Genomic DNA, 18,608 nt, shown 5'->3' on the forward strand with positions numbered 1-18,608 from the left:
AGCACAGATAAGAACAATTTTTTATATATTTGCTGTTCCAAATTATAACAAATTAATTATGTCTTTATTTTCAGATAACATCAGAGCATTGAGGGTTAAGCATAAAATATCGCAGGAGAAATTAGCTGGAAACCTTAGTATTACAAGAGGAAGATACGTGAAATACGAAGATGGAACTTCGGAAGCACCGTATGATATTTTAAAGAAAATTGCCTTGTTTTTTCATACAAGTATCGATTTGTTATTGTCGGTCGATATTCGGAAAATAAACATCGAAAACTTGATAAAACTTGAGGGTAACCGACTTATTTTACCAATTCAGGTTGATAATTTTGGCGAAAATTATATCGAAATTGTATCTCAAAAAGCAAAAGCAGGATATCTCAACGGATATGCTGATCCAGAATATATTGAAAGTTTACAGCAGGTTTCGCTTCCGTTTTTAGGTCCTGGTAAACATAGAGGTTTTCCTGTAGAAGGCGATTCAATGCCTCCGCACGAAGCTGGTTCGATAATTATTGGGCGTTATGTTGAAAGGTTAGGAGAGGTGATGGATGGAAAAACCTATATTTTGATTACCAAAAATGAAGGAATGGTTTATAAACGTCTTAATAAGAACAAAAAAAACACCTTGGTTTTAGAATCGGATAATAGTTTTTACCCGAATTATGAAGTGAAAGCTTCTGATATTTTGGAGATTTGGGAGTACGAATGCAACATCGGACGATCAGATAAAAAACAAACATTGTCTGAAACCGAAAGCATGAAAGAACTGCTTCTAGAAGTGAAAAGAGAAGTGATGGAAATTAAAAATAATACTTCAAATACTTAAAAAAGAAAAATAAGGAAAAGAGTTTTTTTATTTTTAAATCCGAATGTCACTCTGAGCGAAGTCGAAGACCTTTTGTGCTATAAAGCCTTTCGATTTCGCTCAGGGTGACAATAGAGAAATAAAAAAATCTAAAAAACCTTTGCAAAACTCAAGCCATATTGCTGCCCGTTATAAAAAGGCATTATCATAGAAGTTGATTTATTTTCAGAAGATGATTTGAATAATTTTTTAGTGATATATGGATTCATCCAATAGGCGATTTTTGTACTCAAAATCCCGATTCCGGCTCCAGCGGCAACATCGGTTAACCAATGGCGATTGTTGTAAATTCTAAATAATCCCGTTCCAGTTGCAACAGCATAACCTGCAATTCCGTACCAAATAGATTTGTCTTTGTATTCCTGCCATAAAAATTCGGCTCCTGCAAAAGCAGTTGCTGTGTGACCGGAAGGAAAGGAGTTGTTCGAACTTCCGTCTGGCCTTTCTTCATGTGTAATCGATTTTAAACCTAAAACCGTTGTCGCCATAATGGCATATGAAGTCACAAATATAACAGAACGATCCCGCATATTATTTTTACCTTTCACACCAAAAGCGTTCAAAGCATAAACCGATGCCGCAGGTGCATATTGCGAGAAATCATCAATGGTGATTTTGTTGTCAATATCTTCAGTAACTTCTTTTTTAATTTGCGAATTAAAACTCAGCAACTGATCGCTTTCAAGTCCAATAACACCGTACCCAATTAATACACCAGGAATAATCAATTGTTTGTAATTGAATTTTAGCTGATGTGAAGTACTGTCAATTTTTGTAATGGAGTCGTTTTGTTGAGCATTTGCGCTCAAAAAAACGAATAGAAATACCAGAGAAATAGCTTTACAAGACATCGTTTGTTTTTGTTATGATTTACAATAATAACGAATGTCCAATCAAAGTATTTTTACCTTAATTGAACCTTAAGTTAATATTAACCTGTTGGTTTTAAATAAGGGAATTGTATTAAGATTGGCTAAATATTTTGGAATTTAGCAGGAGCGATTTATATTATAGCAATGGATTTCAATCCGTTGAAATTTGATTGTAACACGTTTTTAAAGTCCCAGAGGGACGATTCATATTGTAAGGCTGGATTTCAATCCAGTCTAAATATGTCATCGAGCCTACAGCTCTTTTGCATTGCGGAATTTCTTTGCCAACCGGATTAAAATTCGGCCCTACAATATAAACCAAGCTTACGGCTCTTTTAATATTTTTGTTTAAATAATCAACAATTATTCTTTATACCTTCAACGAAAACCAAAACGTACTTCCCAATCCCAAATTACTTTCTACGCCAACATTTCCGTTCTGTGCTTCAATAAATTCTTTACTAATGGCTAATCCTAATCCTGTTCCAGATTTTTGACTGCCGGGAACTTGAAAATATTTATCAAAAACTCGGTCTTTATATCTTGTGTCAATTCCTTTTCCAGTGTCGATAACCTGAAAAACGATTTGATTATTTTCTTTTCTTAGTTTGATAAAAATAGTACTTTTTTCAGAAGAATATCTGATTGCATTGGACAAATAATTAATTAAAACCCAACCTGTTTTTTCGCTGTCGGCTTTCACATCTTGAAGATCTTCATCAGCGTCAATTACAAGTTTAATTTGTTTTTGGTCGGCTTGAACTTTTACTGCTTCAACAGCATAATTTACAATTTTATGCGGATTGCTTTTTTCGATATTCAGCTGAATATTTCCAGTTTCTAATTGTGATAAATTAAGCAATTCGCCTGTAATTTTCAACAATCTCTGACTGTCATCTTTTATACTTTCTACCAATTGTTTTTGGTCGTCGTTCATATCGCCCGTTTTTCCATTTTCAAGTAATTGAAGACTTAATTTTATAGAAGCAATTGGCGTTTTTAATTCGTGTGAAACTGTCGCAATAAAATTGGTTTTGGCAAAATCCAGTTCTTTAAAAAGGGTAATATTTCTCAGGATAATAACATCACCAATATTGATTTCTTTTTCTTCTCCCGTTGGAATTATTGTAATATTTAGAATTTCTTTTTCGAAATAACTTTCTTTTCCGTGTGCATAAATTTTAAGCGGTTGTTTTTTTGGTGCATCAACATCCTCTTTTAAAATCAGAGAACGAATCAAATCATTAGATAAGGCTAGAGTAGAAGCCGATTTTCCGATAACATCTTCCAATTTCAGTCCAATAATTTTCAACGCTTCATCATTGGCAAATAAAACAATTCCTTCATGGTCTAAACCAATAATTGGATCGTGCATATTATTGATAAGTGTTTCTAGTCGTTTCTTCTCAAAAAAGAGCTTATACAAATTGCTGTCATTATATTCCTGAAGTTTCTGCGCCATCGTATTAAACGATTTTGCTAAATCTCCATATTCATTATGATTGGTAAAATGAACACGCTCTGAATAGTTTTTATTAGCAATTTCCTTAATACTCAGCGTTAATTCCTTAATTGGATTGGCAATATTATTGGGTAAATTAACCAGCAGATTAAAAGCAATCAGAAAACATAAACTGCCCACAATTGCAATCCATAAATTGGCATTTTCGGCAGTTAGTTTTGCAATGTCGCTTTTCTGTTTTATTGCATCCAGATTCAGTTTCATAATCGCAAAAATATTCTGTCTGATTTTTGTTTTTAAAGCTTCGCTGGCACCATTTTTTTCTAAAACAGTAAAACTTTTTTCCAGATTTTCGGTTGCTTCCTTTTCTCCGGGTTCCGTAACATTTTGTGTTTGTTTTTCAAGATAATCCTTGAAAATAAGAATCTTACTATCAGAGTTCGTTTTAATTTCATCCAAAGACAAAATCATATTTCTAGAATATTCCAGCGTGTTATAATTTGCTTTCAGAATATTCTCTGTATCTGCTTTTATCAAAAAAACAGAATAACCGCTCACTAACGAAAGTATAATGATCATTAAAAATAACAATCCAACTCCCAGATTCAATTTGGTTTTAATTCTCATATTTTAATTTTTGTGTGAAATGTTACTTGTGTAAGATATAAAATGTGAGATGTGAAATGATCTTTGAGAAATACATTTTACATCTCACATTTTACATTTCACATTTCAAGATAATATTACAAGATCGACATTTGACAGAGACAGTTTGTTCGGCAAACGTCTAAAAATTGTTGTAGACAAAATTACTTTAAATAAATTCAAATGCGGTTTCCCGATACATACAGTTGTAATTTGTTTTTCTTCTACAGTTGTTAAAATAGCATTTGCAATATTTGAGTTTTCTAATTTTATCACTTCTGCGCCTAATTGTACGGCGAGTTTAAAATTATTAATTAAATGCCGTTGTTTGTCCAAAGCAATTTTTGTACTGCTTTCTTTTGGCGTTTCCACATACAAAACATACCATAGTCCGTTATAATAACTTGCCAGACGAGCAGCTTTTCTAATTACAATTTTAGCCGTTTTATCATTGCTGCTTATGCAGGCTAAAAGTTTTTCGTGTCGTAAAGCATGAAGATTCGGAACTTCATTTTCAACTTTTCGAACGACCTGACTCGCTACTTCTTTCAAAGCCAATTCTCGAAGTTGTAAAATCTGTTCCGATTTAAAAAAGTTCGTTAAAGCGGTCTGAATTTTATCTGGAGTATAAATTTTTCCTTCTTTCAAACGTGCAATCAAATCTTCGGATGTTAAATCGATATTCACGACTTCATCCGCCAATCGTAAAACATTATCAGGAATTCGTTCCTGAACATCAATATTTGTAATACGTTTTACATCTTCATTTAAACTTTCAATATGCTGAATGTTTACAGCCGAAATCACGTTAATTCCAGCATCCAGAATCTCTAATACATCCTGCCAGCGCTTTTCATTTTTGCTTCCTTCAATGTTGGTGTGTGCCAATTCATCAACAATAACCACCTCTGGACGAAGATTAATAATCGCCTGAACGTCGAGTTCTTCAAGTTCTTTTCCTTTATAAAAAATAGTCCGTCTCGGAATTATAGGTAATCCTGCTAATAATTCATGAGTTTCTTTTCGCATGTGCGTTTCGATGTAGCCAATTTTTACATCGATTCCGTTTTTTAATAACGAATGTGCTTCCTGAAGCATACGAAAAGTCTTGCCCACACCGGCACTCATTCCAATGTAGATTTTGAACTTTCCCTTTCGTGATTTCTGAATTAAATCGAGAAAGTGCTGTGCATTATTTTCTTTTTCTTCTTTCATGTTTTTTTGCCACGAAGGTGCTAAGTCACAAAGTTTTTTTTAGCCACAGATTATACAGATTAAAATGATTTTTTTTCGCCACGAATTACACCAATTTACACCAATTTTTTTTTAATATAATTCGTGGAAATTGGTGTAATTGGTAGCAAATAAATCTACACAAAGGCATTAAAAAATGCTTTTAATCTGTGGCAAGAAACATTCTCCTAAAAACTAATCGCCAAGGAAGACGTCACAAACGTATTCGTATCCGTTGGAACATTATTTTTTGTAAAAATTTCATCCTTACTCGAAAGATTTCTAGCCTCAATTCTAAACATTACATTATCAGTAACTAAGTAATCAAAGTTAGCTGAAAATCCGTAAGTTTTAAAACCATTTGGTGTTTCAGTTGCGATAATTACCCCTTTTTCATCACTATAATATTCGCCGCGCGCTGCAAGCTGAATTTTATCCGTTGGTTTGTATTGCAAAATTAAAACTGGCGAAAACCAAGTATCGTATTTATTACTGTTTTTAGCCGATTGCTGAGATCCAACATCAAGACCAGCTGTTATGTTTGTTTTTTCCGTTACTTTAAATTGTCCGTAGAAGTTATTAAAATAGCGCCATTTTTTGTCAATGTCCGGCTGCTCATTTCCAACATAAGTACTCCAGTTTAAAACAACTCGATCAGACGGTTTGTAAGTAACCTGAGTTCCAAAAGCGGGCGTTTGATTTCCTTCAATCTTCTCAATTCGCTGCCAGCCATTTAAGTACATACCCGCCAAATACCATTCTCCAGATTCAGAAGTATAACCAATTTTAACTCCTGTTTCATAATAAGGAGAATTTTCAGCCAGAATACTTCGTGATAAAGTCTGGCAATCTTTTCCAATCGCACTTTCAAAACCAATATGCGAAGGCATAATTCCAGCATCAATCCATAAATTATGAGTCGATGAAATCCTTACACCAACATTTGCTTCGTAAACATTTTTCAGCAAGCCTTGTTCAGCCGCCATATTGTATTCGGCGTAAGTTCCCGCCATCAGAGCAAAATTACCACGAATATTATCTTTGTTGTAATTTACTTTTGCCATTCCTAAATTAATATTCACTTCATTACTTTTATTAAAATTGTAAAAAAAGTTTGGTCGAGTATGATTTTCAGGTTTTCCAAAATCGTAACTATAATAAGTTTCTACATATCCTGAAAATGTTAATGGACTTTTTGATTCTTCTTGTGCATGTAAATTGCTGTAACCGAAAGCGATTAAAGCAGTAAGTATAATTTTTTTCATTTTTAATTGTGGTATTCAAACCCGAAAGGGTTAATTAATTATTAGTAGATTTTTTTTAGGAGCTATTTCCCGCTATCCGTTTCAATCTTTTGTACCGAACGCCGGTACAAAAGGATTTTCACTACTATCGGGGCTAGAGTATTTGGGGTAAAAAGGCGTTTTTGTTTCCTGCAAGGTTTTTGAAACCTTGTAGGTATTTAATTTTAAAGTTTTTGATTCAACGTCTTGTTTTGTCATTTCGATCCCGAGGCTTCGGGATCGAAATGACAAGAATGTGCATAGAGAAAATCTTAGAATCTTAGCCACTCAGTCCCGAAGCTTCGGGATTAGAACCTCGTTTTATCGAAGCGCATCAAGCGCCACATTCAATTCCAAAACATTAACAGTTTCAGGTCCAACAACAGCCGAATTAATTTTAGATTCAACCAAAGCTTTTACTTTAGCTTCATCCAATTTTCTTTCTTTGGCAATTCGTTTTACTTGAATCAAAGCACCTTGAGGAGAAATATTAGGATCTAATCCACTTCCTGAAGCCGTTACCATATCAGCCGGAATTTCAGATTTTTTCAAGTAAGGATGAACAAGTAAAAGGGTATCAATTCTTTTTTGAACCAAAGCTAAATATTCAGCATTACTTGGACCTTTGTTACTTCCGGCACTTCCGGCAGCATTATAATCAACGGCAGAAGGTCTTCCCCAGAAATAATTCGATTTATCGAATTTTTGACCAATTTTTTGGTATCCAACCACTTTTCCGTTAACCGAAATCGTTTCTCCTTTCCCTTGATTTGGGGCTAATTTTGCAATTCCGTAAATCGCTAGAGGATAAATAACCGCAAACAAAATCAAAGTAAATACGGTAAGTTTTAATAGTGAAAATATAGTTTTCATGTTTTTAATTTAAAATGTTAGAAGTAAAATGTTAGAAGTAAAATGTAAAATGTAGATTTTCACATTTCACTAACCACATTTCACTAAATAAATAGAGCAACAAGCAAATCAATTACTTTGATTCCGATAAAAGGAACAATTAAACCACCCAAACCATAAATTAAAAGGTTTCTTTTTAGGATGGCACTGGCTCCAATTGGACGATAATCGACACCTTTCAGCGCAAGCGGAATCAATATCGGAATGATAATCGCGTTGAAAATTACAGCTGATAAAATCGCACTTTCGGGACTGTGCAGATTCATGATATTTAAACCTTGCAGCGCAGGAATCGCAGTAATAAAAAGAGCAGGAACAATAGCAAAATATTTCGCAACGTCATTTGCAATAGAAAAAGTAGTTAAAGTACCTCGAGTCATTAAAAGCTGTTTTCCAATTTCAACAATCTCAATTAGTTTCGTTGGATCATTGTCAAGATCGACCATGTTTCCTGCTTCTTTTGCAGCCTGAGTTCCGCTGTTCATGGCAACTCCCACATTCGCTTGAGCCAAAGCCGGAGCATCATTTGTTCCGTCACCCATCATAGCAACTAATCTTCCTTCGGCTTGCTCTTTTCGAATGTAATTCATTTTATCCTCAGGTTTCGCTTCGGCAATAAAATCATCAACACCGGCAGCTTCCGCAATAAATTTTGCTGTAAGCGGATTATCACCTGTAACCATTACTGTTTTGATTCCCATTCTGCGTAAGCGCTCAAAACGTTCTTTCATTCCCGTTTTAATAATATCCTGAAGTTCGATTACACCTTGAACTACATTATTTTTTATAACAACCAGCGGAGTTCCTCCGTTAGATGAAATCGTAATTACTTGTTGTGCAGTATCATCTGGGAAAGAATTTCCTGCTTGCAGTGCGATATTTTTGGCAGCATCTTGCGCACCTTTTCTAATATTTGTACCATCTTTTAAAATAACTCCGGAAGTTCTCGTTTCAGCGGTAAATTTGATTAAAGTAGCACCTTCAATAGATAATTTACTGGCAGTTTCGGCTCCTGCCAATTCCACGATACTTTTCCCTTCCGGAGTATCATCTGCTAATGAGCTTAGCACAGCAGATTTTATAAATTCTTCCTCTGAAATCCCTTTAGAAGGATAAAAATTGGTTGCTTTTCTGTTCCCAATTGTAATGGTTCCTGTTTTATCTAAAAGCAGTACATCAATATCTCCAGCAGTTTCGACCGCTTTTCCAGATTTCGTTATTACGTTAGCTCGCAAAGCTCTGTCCATTCCTGCAATACCAATTGCAGAAAGTAAACCTCCAATTGTAGTTGGAATTAAACATACAAACAAAGCAATGAAAGCCGCAATCGTGATGGGTGCGTTGGCATAGTCGGCAAACGGTTTTAGCGTAACGCACACAATCACGAAGATTAAAGTAAATGCGGCTAATAAAATGGTTAATGCGATTTCGTTTGGGGTTTTCTGACGGCTTGCACCTTCAACCAAAGCAATCATTTTATCTAAAAAGCTTTCGCCAGGTTCAGAAGTTACTTTTACTTTAATTTTGTCAGATAATACTTTTGTTCCTCCGGTTACTGAAGATTTGTCTCCGCCAGCTTCCCGAATTACAGGTGCACTTTCTCCAGTAATAGCACTTTCATCGATTGTAGCCAGACCTTCGATAATTTCACCATCGGCAGCAATTAAATCGCCAGCCTCACAAACAAAAACATCGTCTTTTTTTAATGCCGAAGAACTGATATTTCTAATTTCTCCGTTAGGTAAAATTTGTCTTGCGGGAGTTTCTTCTCTTGTTTTTCGCAAACTGTCGGCTTGTGCTTTTCCTCTTGCTTCGGCAATTGCTTCGGCGAAATTGGCAAACAATAGCGTTGCTAATAAAATTAAAAATACAATTAAGTTATAAGTAAGACTTCCTTGGTCGTTTGCTCCCATTAATATCGAAATGCAAACGGCAAACATAATTGCAGTTCCAATTTCTACGGTAAACATTACCGGATTTTTGATCATCATTTTTGGATTAAGCTTGACAAAAGATTGCACTAAGGCTTCTTTTACCTGTTTACTTTCAAATAATGAAGTGGATTTATTAGTTGTCATTTTTTCTTTGTATTATTTTGTTAGCTAATTTTTTTTAAACACATAGAGACATAGATTTTAACTTTGAGAAAAAGGCGTTTAACTTGCATAAATGCACATAGCTATGTGTGAAAACGAGTTTTCTTTTTACTCTTTTTTATGGACTTATTTCTATGTTTCTATGTGTTTAATTTTTTTCAGCATTTAAAAATGAGTTGTTATTTTAGTGTGAAATATTCAGCCAATGGACCTAAAGCTAACGCTGGGAAGAACGATAAAGCAGCGATAATTGCGATTACGGCAAAAGTCATTATTCCAAAAATTGAGGTATCCGTTTTTAAAGTTCCTGCACTTTCAGGAATGTATTTTTTACCAGCCAATAAACCTGCAATTGCCAATGGTCCGATGATTGGAATAAAACGGCTTAACAGCAGCACAATTCCCGTAGTGATATTCCAAAACGGATTATTATCTCCTAAACCTTCAAAACCAGAACCGTTGTTGGCCGCGCTCGAAGTGTATTCGTATAACATTTCTGAGAATCCATGATTTCCAGGATTATTTAACCAGCCTGTCGCATTTCCGCTGAACCAATAACCCATTGCAGTATCATGTGCAGCAAAGTAAGAAGCTAAAGCAGTTCCTGACAATATTAATAAGGGGTGAAGAATGGCGATAAAAGCAGCTATTTTTACTTCCCGGGCTTCGATTTTCTTTCCTAAAAATTCAGGAGTTCGACCTACCATTAATCCAGAGATAAATACTGCCAGAATAATAAAAATATAGTAGTTCAAAATACCTACACCACATCCACCGTAAAAGGCATTAACCATCATAGCTAGTAATTCCATTGCACCAGAAACAGGCATAGAACTATCGTGCATACTATTAACTGAACCTGTAGAAATTACGGTTGTGGCAATACTCCAAAAACCTGATATTGCTGGTCCAAACCGAACTTCTTTTCCTTCCATCGCTCCATTAGTTTGGGCGATTCCCATTTTTTCGATGGCAGGATTTCCGTTAATTTCGCTCATAACCGTTGGAGTTACTAATAATAAGAATCCAACCGTCATTACGCCGAAAATTATATAGGATAGTTTTCTTTTCTTTAAATAAAAACCTAGAGCAAAAATCATCGCAAACGGAACAATCATTTGTGCCCAAAGTTCAACTCCATTAGTAAAATAAGTCGGGTTTTCTAACGGATGTGAGGAGTTAGCTCCAAAAAATCCGCCACCATTTGTACCAATATGTTTGATAGCAATAAAAGCAGCAGCAGGACCTCTCGATACTTCTACTTTGTCACCTTGTAAAGTTGTAATAGCATCTTTTCCTTCAAAAGTCATTGGAGTACCGCTAAAAACTAAAGCGATTGCAACAATTGCTGAAAGCGGTAATAAAATACGAGTACAGCTTTTAATGAAATAATTGTAAAAATTACCCAATTTTTCCGTAGTTCTTTCTTTCATTGCAGTAAAGACCATTGCCGCAGCAGCCAATCCGATACCAGCAGAAACAAATTGAAGAAACATCAGTACTATTTGTGAAAGGTATGAAACCCCGCTTTCGCCGGAATAGTGCTGTAAATTGCAATTGACTAAAAATGAAATAGCAGTATTAAATGCCAAATCGGGTGCCATAGATGGGTTGTTATCTGGGTTAAGGGGCAATGAACCTTGAGACAATAAGACAAAAAAGCAAAGAAAGAACCAAATCATGTTTATACTTAAAAGTGCTTTTAAGTGTTGTTTCCAGTTCATTTCTTCGGCAGGATTTATACCGCTGATTTTAAAAATAAATTTTTCAATTGGATTGAAAATTGGATCAAGAAGTGTTTTATCTCCCAAATACACTTTAGCAATATATTTTCCTAAAGGAATAGCTAAAACAATTGTTAAGATAAAAATACCAATGACGCCTAATAATTCTGTGTTCATAATATGTGAGTTTTTGTAAAATGTAAAATGTGAATCTGTAAAAAGTGAGATGTGATTTGTGAAATGAAAGACATCTAACATTTCACTTTTGACATTTCACATTTATTAAAATTTTTCGGGTTTGATTAATACATAAATCAAATACACGAAAACGGCGATTGAAATAATAAATAGTGCGGTCATGATTTATATTTTTTCAAAAAATTCAACTGACATAAAACAAATGGCAAAAAGCACAACGGCCAATGCGAGTAAAAGAAATGTGATCATAAGATTATTTTAGATTTTAGATTTGTGAAATGTTATTTGTGAAATGTGAGATGTAAAATGTTATTTGTGAAAAGTGATAAGTACATTTTACATTTCACAAATAACATTTCACACTATACGCCCGATGCATTAATCTGTTTGATATATTCTGCTTTAAGCGTTTGAGGAAAAAGATGTGAAATATTGCAGTGACGCATTTCCATAAAAGAAGAAACCGAAAAAACATACACATTAGAAATGGCGTTTTTAGTTTCGATGCTTCCGCTTACAAATAAACGTTCAGCAAGAGCCAGGCATTTTTTTGCCCGAACGATATTACCCGAAATAATAGATTTTTTGGTTATCTCAGCAAAGCGTTCAGCTTGTTTGCAGATTGAGGTGACTTGATTTTTCATTTGAAATGAATTTTAATGTTCTCTCTCCTTATGCCAAAATATGTTCCGAAAAAATGAAGTTGTATCTAAAGTGTTGTCAATAAAAGGAATGTAGTTTTGTGCCAAAAAAAAGGTATAAAAAAAGCCTATCATTTTGATAAGCTTTTCTCGTTTTGATATGTTATTGTTAAGCTCCAGCAGAGCGTTGTATTTATAGAAAACAACAAGTACAGATATTACATCCTCAGCGGGGTGATATTTTTTTTGATTGTTTAAGCTCCGCTGGAGCTTTTTATCATTGGCAATAAATAATCTATAAATATGATGCTTCTCCGATGCTTTAAGAATTGAATTTGCTATTAATATTGAGATTGCTATTTTAGTTGAAATTTGGAATTTAATTTTTCTCTATTCCATATTCTTCCAACTTTCGATATAAAGTCGCAATTCCAATTTCTAATAGTCTAGCTGTTTCAGCTTTATTTCCTTTTGTATAATTCAAAACTTTTTGAATATGAAGTTTTTCAACACTCTGCATTGAGAAAGCTGACATTGGTTTTGAACTTTTCTCGGCTTGATGCTGCATTTCGTAAGGCAGAACATCCGAGGTTAAAGTATCACCATTATTCAAAATAACGGATCTTTCGATAATATTTTTAAGTTCGCGGATGTTTCCAGGCCAGGAATAATTTTCTAGTTTCTGCAGAAAATCATCTGAAATATGTAATGTTTTTTTATTTGTTTTTTCAGAAAATTGCTTCACAAAATGATGCGTTAAGACTGGAATATCTTTAATTCTTTCTCTTAAAGAAGGAAGTTTAATTTCGAAGATATTTAAACGGAAATACAAATCAGAACGAAAACGATGTTCATCACTTTCTGTTTTTAGATCTCGATTTGTCGCAGCAATTAATCTAAAATTTGATTTTTTTGAGGTAGTATCACCAACAGGAATATATTCGCTGGTTTCTAAAACCCGCAATAATTTAGCCTGAAGATCAATTGGCATTTCACCAATTTCATCTAGAAATAAAGTACCGCCGTTAGCCTCTTCAATAAAACCTTTTTTATCTTTTAAAGCTCCTGTAAAAGCTCCTTGTTTGTGACCAAATAATTCACTTTCCAAAATTTCTTTGCTGAAAGTACTGCAGTTTAAAGCCACAAATGATTTTCCTGCACGATTACTGTTTTCATGAATAGCTTGTGCAAAAACTTCTTTTCCAGTTCCAGTTTCGCCTGTAAGTAAAACAGTCGAATCTGTTTTGGCTACTTTTTGCGCCAAATCAATTACCTGTTCAAGACCTTTTGATTTTCCAATGATAGTTTTAAACGAATATTTATCATTGATTCGTTTTTCAAGTTGCTGCACCTTTTTTTGCAAATGCACTTTTTCAACTGCTTTGTAGAGAAGCGGAATAATTTTATCGTTATCATCTCCCTTTACAATATAATCAAAAGCACCATTTTTCATAGCCTGAACACCGTCTGGAATATTTCCAAAAGCAGTTAATAAAATAACTTCTGTCAATGGGAAATTTCCCTTTATGTTTTGAAGAAAATCGACACCGTTCCCGTCAGGAAGTTTCACATCACACAAAACGACATCAATATCAGTTTGTTCCAGTTTCTTAAAACCTGATTTTAAATCTTTGGCTTCGATAACTTCAAAACCTTCTGATTTTATAATACGCGCAAGCAGACTTCTTAGTTTTTCTTCGTCGTCTATAATTAAAATTTTGTGTGTCATTTGAAAAAAAGGCTTATCGGAAGTTGTTTTTGATGTACAAATGTAGGTTTTAAATCATTTTCCTTTTTTGATTCAACGGAAATTATTTTAAAAGTAGAATCTAGTAGTACAAAATTAAAAATTAAAAAAGACAGAAAAACAACTCACAAACAGATTTTCAATCTGCTTAAATAAAAGCTTTAGCCACAGATTAAAATGATTAAAAAGATTTTTTTATGAGCGCTAAAATAAAAATCCAAATAATCCTTTTAATCTGTGGCTAAAAAAATAAACAGATAGAAACATAGTTTTTTTCTTTATCTAAAAAAGGGAATAAAAAGAAACTAGTTTCTAACACATAGCTATGTGTATTTATGCAAGTAAAACACCTTTCAGTTGTAACAAAATTTATGTTTCTATGTGTTAAAAAAAAATATTCCAAACGAAAAAACTTCTAGTCAATCTCCTTTTCGTTGTCTTTTATAAAAGTATCAATATTCATTAAATACGGATCAATAACAATACGTTGAGGTTTTGTTTTTAGTTTTATTTTTCCTTCAATTTTATTGTTTTTTATAGAGAAAGGATAACGAAACAATTTTCCGGTTTCATCATAAATTCCAATGTAAATTGCAGTATCATTCGCAATTAGTTTTCGTTCTCCAGTTGCATTTTCTTTATATTTTTCAGAAACAGCCTTAAAAGAAACTTCATAAAAACCATTCTTTTTAATACTGGTGACAGATTCTATTTTGGATGAATAGGTAATAATCTGTTTAAACATTTCATCTAATTTATAATGAAGTTTTTTATCTGTTACGGCATAAATCTCTTTTAATAAATCCTCAGAATCAGGAAATGGATTTGGATATTTATAATGATTCAGAAAATTTTTCAAAGCCAGATTTACTTTTTCTTCACCAATTAACATTCGGAGTTGATGCATCACCAGCATACCTTTATCATAAGGCAAATGCGGGGTTTCATAATTTGTTTTATACAAAGGTGTTTCAGGATCATAACTTCGGCTGCTTAAATACAAATCGAGATGAATTTTTAAGGTTCCAAGTGCTTTTTCCAAACCATGTTCTTTTTCATAAAGCATAAGCTCGGTATATTGCGCCAAAGTTTCGGTCAAAATCCAGCTTCCTTCTTTTTGTTCTGGACTTATCTGCGCATTTCCCCACCATTCATGCGACAATTCATGAGCCGTTAATTGATTAATGATATCTTCTTTATCCTTGTTGTTGAGGTTGCTGTAAAACCCAAAATTCTCTTTCATAAAAACAGTTGACGGATAGGAAGTTGCAGCAAATCCATCGGCGAAAGCTGAAACTTCGGCATAACGAATCGCTTTATACGGATATTTGCCAAAATTGTTTTGACAATAATCTAAAGTGTTTTTTACATCCTGAACTAATTTTTTGATATTTCTTGAATGTCTTTTATCGTAATAAACTTCAATAGAAATACCTTTATAATTCGTTTTTTGAATTTTATATTCAGCAGAAGAAAAAGCAAATCGAAATGGAATTTTGCCATTCGATTTATAATGAAAATAATTGCGGTTGTCTTTTTTCCAATTTCCAATTAAATCTCCAACACCAATCGCCGTTTGATTTTTAGAAGTAGAAACCACAGCATCATAATCAACGAAACCATATTTGATTTCAGATTTGTCTTCTAGTTTTTTAAGTGGTGACTGCGGTTTTAAATGCCTTTTTGCCCGTTCTTTTTTACTGCTTATTTCATTCGATTCCTGATAACCAAAAAGCGGAAAGTAACGACTCATTCGCATAAACGAACCATTTTCGATTATAGAGTTAAAAGCCGTATGTCCTTTAAATGGAGACCAAGAAGATTCAAAGGAAAAATTCATTTTCATTTTCTGCTGTGGCTGCAAAGGTGTTTCTAAGCGATACCAATAATGATGAAATGCCGAAACATCGTCTAGATTTTTAGAATTCGGAATTTCAACAGAAGTTAGTTTTGAGTTTCGATCTATATATAGGAGTAAACTATCAATTGGTTTTTTAGAATTATTAATCAACTCATAAGTACCTTTTACCTCATAACGATTTTCTTCAGGAAACAAATCGACATTACTTTTTACAGAAACAATAGTTGGCTGAGCCAGATTATTATATTTTTTAAAGTGATTCTCGTATTTTTCGCTCCAGTTATTCTGATCTTCTTCGGTCAAATATGGATATTCAATATTTGTTTTATAAAAAAGATAACTTCCAAAGCCAATAAAAAGAGTAATTCCCAATAAGAAAGTTGTTTTTTGAGCAGCATTGCAGGAATTTCTTCGAAAGGTTTTTACGATTGAAGCATTTCTCTTCCATAAAATTCCTGTCAAAGTAAGAAGTACTAAAGCCAATCCGAAATTGTACAACATCGAAATGTGAAATGAATAAGTATATTTTCCGAAACCATTCAAATCAAAATATTCCGTTTTAAAAGCATTTCCAAATCGAAATAAAGGATGGGAGATTCCTAATTGTTCTCCAATTCCGGTACAAAGCAAAATACAGAAAAAAGCAGCCACAGAAAGTCCGATATATTTATTCTTAATGAAAGTCTGAATCGCAATTATCAAAATGGAGATTAAAAGCAGCGGAAACCCGAGATAATAAAACAAAGAAAGATAAAGACCAATTTCGATTGGAGCATTGGCATTCACAATCTGAAAACCGCATCCAATCAAAATACTAATGCTGATAATGATTAACGGAATTATAAAAAGCGCGGTCAATTTTGCCAATAAAACTACAAATTGAGAATATGGCGCAGTATTTTCCAGCATTTCGAATCTTGAATTTTCGCTTCGGTTTAATAATTCGCTGCTGTAAAAAAGTAGAATTAAAATCAAAATAAATGGCAGGCGATCCATTATGGTAGAAATCATCAATGCCGTATCTGTAATTTTTTCGGCTAAACGGATTCCGCCATCAATTTCATCCGAAATTTCGATTGCCAATAATCCCGAAAATAAAAGAATAATCAATAAAAACGGAATTCCCTTTAGAACTAAAAAAATATCCAATTTAATATTGCTTTTAAAAACGGCATAATTATGTCTGAAAGTTTTGAATTCAATGTTTTTTGGTATTTCCGAAGAAATGATTCTTACTTCTTTTGAAATAATTTTAGACGCTTTTATCTTTTTAGTTTTCGTTTTTCGGAAAGAAAATAATCGATACGAAACAAAAAGTAAAAGCAGGGAAATTGAAATCCACAATAATCGGTTAAATAAAAAGCTGCCTGAAAGCGAAACCAGTTCGGTATTTTTTTCAATCGCGGTCCAATATCTTGTTTGTTCTAGAAATGCAGCCAAACCAAATGGATCTATTTTTGCTGCCAATGACATGGCTTTCGCCGAAGAAGGAGAAGCATTTGCAAATAAAGGCGAATTCGAAAAAATCGAACCTGCTATATATAAGATGTAAATTAATAACCCGCCAACATAAATTAAAAGTTTACTTCGCGTAAGCCAAGCGAGAGCCGTCAATATCGAAAGACATAGGAAAATGTTTGGAATGACGATTACAAAAAACGGCCAGAGGTAATTTATGATTTCAAAAGGACCAATTTCGCTTTTAGAAAGCCAAGACATTTGATGTCCAACGATCATTCCAGTAATAAACATTCCAAAAGAAACTACAGCAATAAGAAACGCAGTAATAAATTTAGGCGCCAAATAATGAAACTTAGAAATAGGAGAGGAGAAAAGGATCGAATCGAATTTTGTTTCATATTCCTTTAAAAAACTCTTCGCAGCTTGAAGTGTAATCGAAAATATCGTCATTAGCGAAATCAGTCCAATCGCATAAGTCAATACATACGGACTATTTTTATAAGCACCCGAAAACGAGAAATTCGCAAAAGCACTCACAAAAAAACCTAAAACCAAATAAATGATAAATGTGGCATAAAAAGTCCAGCTTCTGGTGTTGTTATGCCATTCAAATTGAATTAATTTAGAAAGCATAACACTAATTTTTAAGTTGATTTTGAGCTAAAACACTAAAATAAACATCGCTTAAATCTGGCGAGATCAATTCGAAACCAGAATTTGGACGTTCATCTGAGAAAACATGAATATTGATTTTACCTGAATTTAGGTTTGATGAAATGATGTTATAGTTCGATTGATGATCCTTCAATTCTGCTTTTTCAATCGCTTTCATCCAGATTTTATCTTTTAAAGAATCGATCGCTTCATTTGGTTTTCCTTCCAAAATCAATTTCCCGTTAGAGATAATTGCCATTTTTGGACATAAATCACGAACGTCTTCCACAATATGAGTTGATAAAACCACAATAATGCTTTCGCCAATTTCGCTCAGCAAATTATTAAATCGGTTTCTTTCTTCAGGATCAAGTCCTGCAGTAGGTTCATCCACAATAATAATCTTCGGATTTCCCAACAAAGCTTGAGCAATCCCAAAGCGCTGACGCATTCCGCCAGAAAAAGAATGAACTGCTTTATCTTTATGCTGTAGTAAATTCGTCTGCTGCAATAAATACAAAATTTGATCGTGTCGTTCTTTTTTATTAACGATTCCTTTTAAAACTGCCAAATGATCGAGCAGACGATAAGCAGAAATTTTAGGATAAACACCAAATTCCTGTGGCAGATAACCCAGATTTTGTCTGATAAACATTGGATTTTCTAGAATATTAATTCCGTTAAATTCAATAATTCCCGAAGTTGGTTCTTGCAAAGCAGCGATAGTTCGCATTAAAGTCGATTTTCCGGCGCCGTTTGGACCTAATAAACCAAACATTCCGTTTGTAATTTCAAGCGATAATTGGTCAATCGCTTTTGTGCCGTTCTCATACGTTTTGCTGAGATTTTTGATTGATAAACTGTTCATTTTTTGATTGATTTTGATGATTGAATTAAACTATGATTTGAAAAAATTAGGCAATAGAATACCTTTCGGCTTCAAAAGCC

General features: G+C 33.6%; 13 protein-coding genes. 1 reads left to right on the plus strand and 12 read right to left on the minus strand.

All coding sequences use genetic code 11. From position 1 onward, the window contains the following. Window positions 1–58: 58 nt before the first annotated feature. Window positions 59–832, plus strand: coding sequence for an XRE family transcriptional regulator (locus NLG42_RS10175; RefSeq protein ID WP_089059304.1), 774 nt, complete (start codon window positions 59–61; stop codon window positions 830–832). A 128-nt stretch (window positions 833–960) separates the two neighbouring features. On the opposite strand, the gene NLG42_RS10180 is transcribed toward NLG42_RS10175, so the two are convergent. The 12 genes from NLG42_RS10180 to NLG42_RS10235 all read right to left on the minus strand — a co-directional run bounded on the left by NLG42_RS10180 (window position 961) and on the right by NLG42_RS10235 (window position 18,528). After that, on the minus strand, window positions 961–1,722 hold the full coding sequence (locus NLG42_RS10180) for a phosphatase PAP2 family protein (protein WP_089059289.1): 762 nt from the start codon (window positions 1,720–1,722) through the stop codon (window positions 961–963). Between the two features lie 391 nt (window positions 1,723–2,113). Beyond that, window positions 2,114–3,832 (minus strand): ATP-binding protein, encoded by a 1,719-nt coding sequence (locus NLG42_RS10185; protein ID WP_257683666.1) that lies wholly within the window; start codon window positions 3,830–3,832, stop codon window positions 2,114–2,116. 105 nt (window positions 3,833–3,937) lie between these two features. Continuing rightward, complete coding sequence (locus NLG42_RS10190; RefSeq protein ID WP_257683667.1) at window positions 3,938–5,065, minus strand: sensor protein KdpD; 1,128 nt, start codon at window positions 5,063–5,065, stop codon at window positions 3,938–3,940. A gap of 206 nt (window positions 5,066–5,271) precedes the next feature. Then, window positions 5,272–6,348, minus strand: coding sequence for a porin (locus tag NLG42_RS10195; RefSeq protein WP_257683668.1), 1,077 nt, complete (start codon window positions 6,346–6,348; stop codon window positions 5,272–5,274). A 339-nt stretch (window positions 6,349–6,687) separates the two neighbouring features. Further along, entirely contained in the window at window positions 6,688–7,239 is a 552-nt protein-coding gene (locus NLG42_RS10200) for a K(+)-transporting ATPase subunit C (protein ID WP_257683669.1), read from the minus strand. An 83-nt stretch (window positions 7,240–7,322) separates the two neighbouring features. Beyond that, entirely contained in the window at window positions 7,323–9,356 is a 2,034-nt protein-coding gene (gene kdpB, locus NLG42_RS10205; protein ID WP_089059294.1) for a potassium-transporting ATPase subunit KdpB, read from the minus strand. Between the two features lie 197 nt (window positions 9,357–9,553). After that, window positions 9,554–11,275 carry a potassium-transporting ATPase subunit KdpA gene (gene kdpA, locus NLG42_RS10210; protein ID WP_257683670.1) on the minus strand — a complete coding sequence of 574 codons (1,722 nt, stop codon included), beginning with the start codon at window positions 11,273–11,275 and terminating at the stop codon, window positions 9,554–9,556. Window positions 11,276–11,380: 105 nt separating this feature from the next. After that, window positions 11,381–11,458: a K(+)-transporting ATPase subunit F gene (kdpF, locus tag NLG42_RS10215; RefSeq protein WP_073099479.1), complete on the minus strand. Its 78-nt coding sequence runs from the start codon at window positions 11,456–11,458 to the stop codon at window positions 11,381–11,383. A gap of 200 nt (window positions 11,459–11,658) precedes the next feature. Continuing rightward, window positions 11,659–11,940: a DUF7674 family protein gene (locus NLG42_RS10220; protein ID WP_089059296.1), complete on the minus strand. Its 282-nt coding sequence runs from the start codon at window positions 11,938–11,940 to the stop codon at window positions 11,659–11,661. Window positions 11,941–12,316: 376 nt separating this feature from the next. After that, entirely contained in the window at window positions 12,317–13,666 is a 1,350-nt protein-coding gene (locus NLG42_RS10225; protein WP_099720088.1) for a sigma-54-dependent transcriptional regulator, read from the minus strand. Window positions 13,667–14,099: 433 nt separating this feature from the next. Next, the gene (locus NLG42_RS10230) at window positions 14,100–17,639 is read right to left on the minus strand and encodes an ABC transporter permease/M1 family aminopeptidase (RefSeq protein ID WP_257683671.1); all 3,540 of its coding nucleotides are present in this window, start codon (window positions 17,637–17,639) and stop codon (window positions 14,100–14,102) included. A 4-nt stretch (window positions 17,640–17,643) separates the two neighbouring features. Next, window positions 17,644–18,528, minus strand: coding sequence for an ABC transporter ATP-binding protein (locus NLG42_RS10235; protein WP_257683672.1), 885 nt, complete (start codon window positions 18,526–18,528; stop codon window positions 17,644–17,646). Window positions 18,529–18,608: the final 80 nt, after the last annotated feature.

This window comes from Flavobacterium plurextorum, assembly GCF_024638035.1.
GTDB lineage: Bacteria > Bacteroidota > Bacteroidia > Flavobacteriales > Flavobacteriaceae > Flavobacterium > Flavobacterium plurextorum.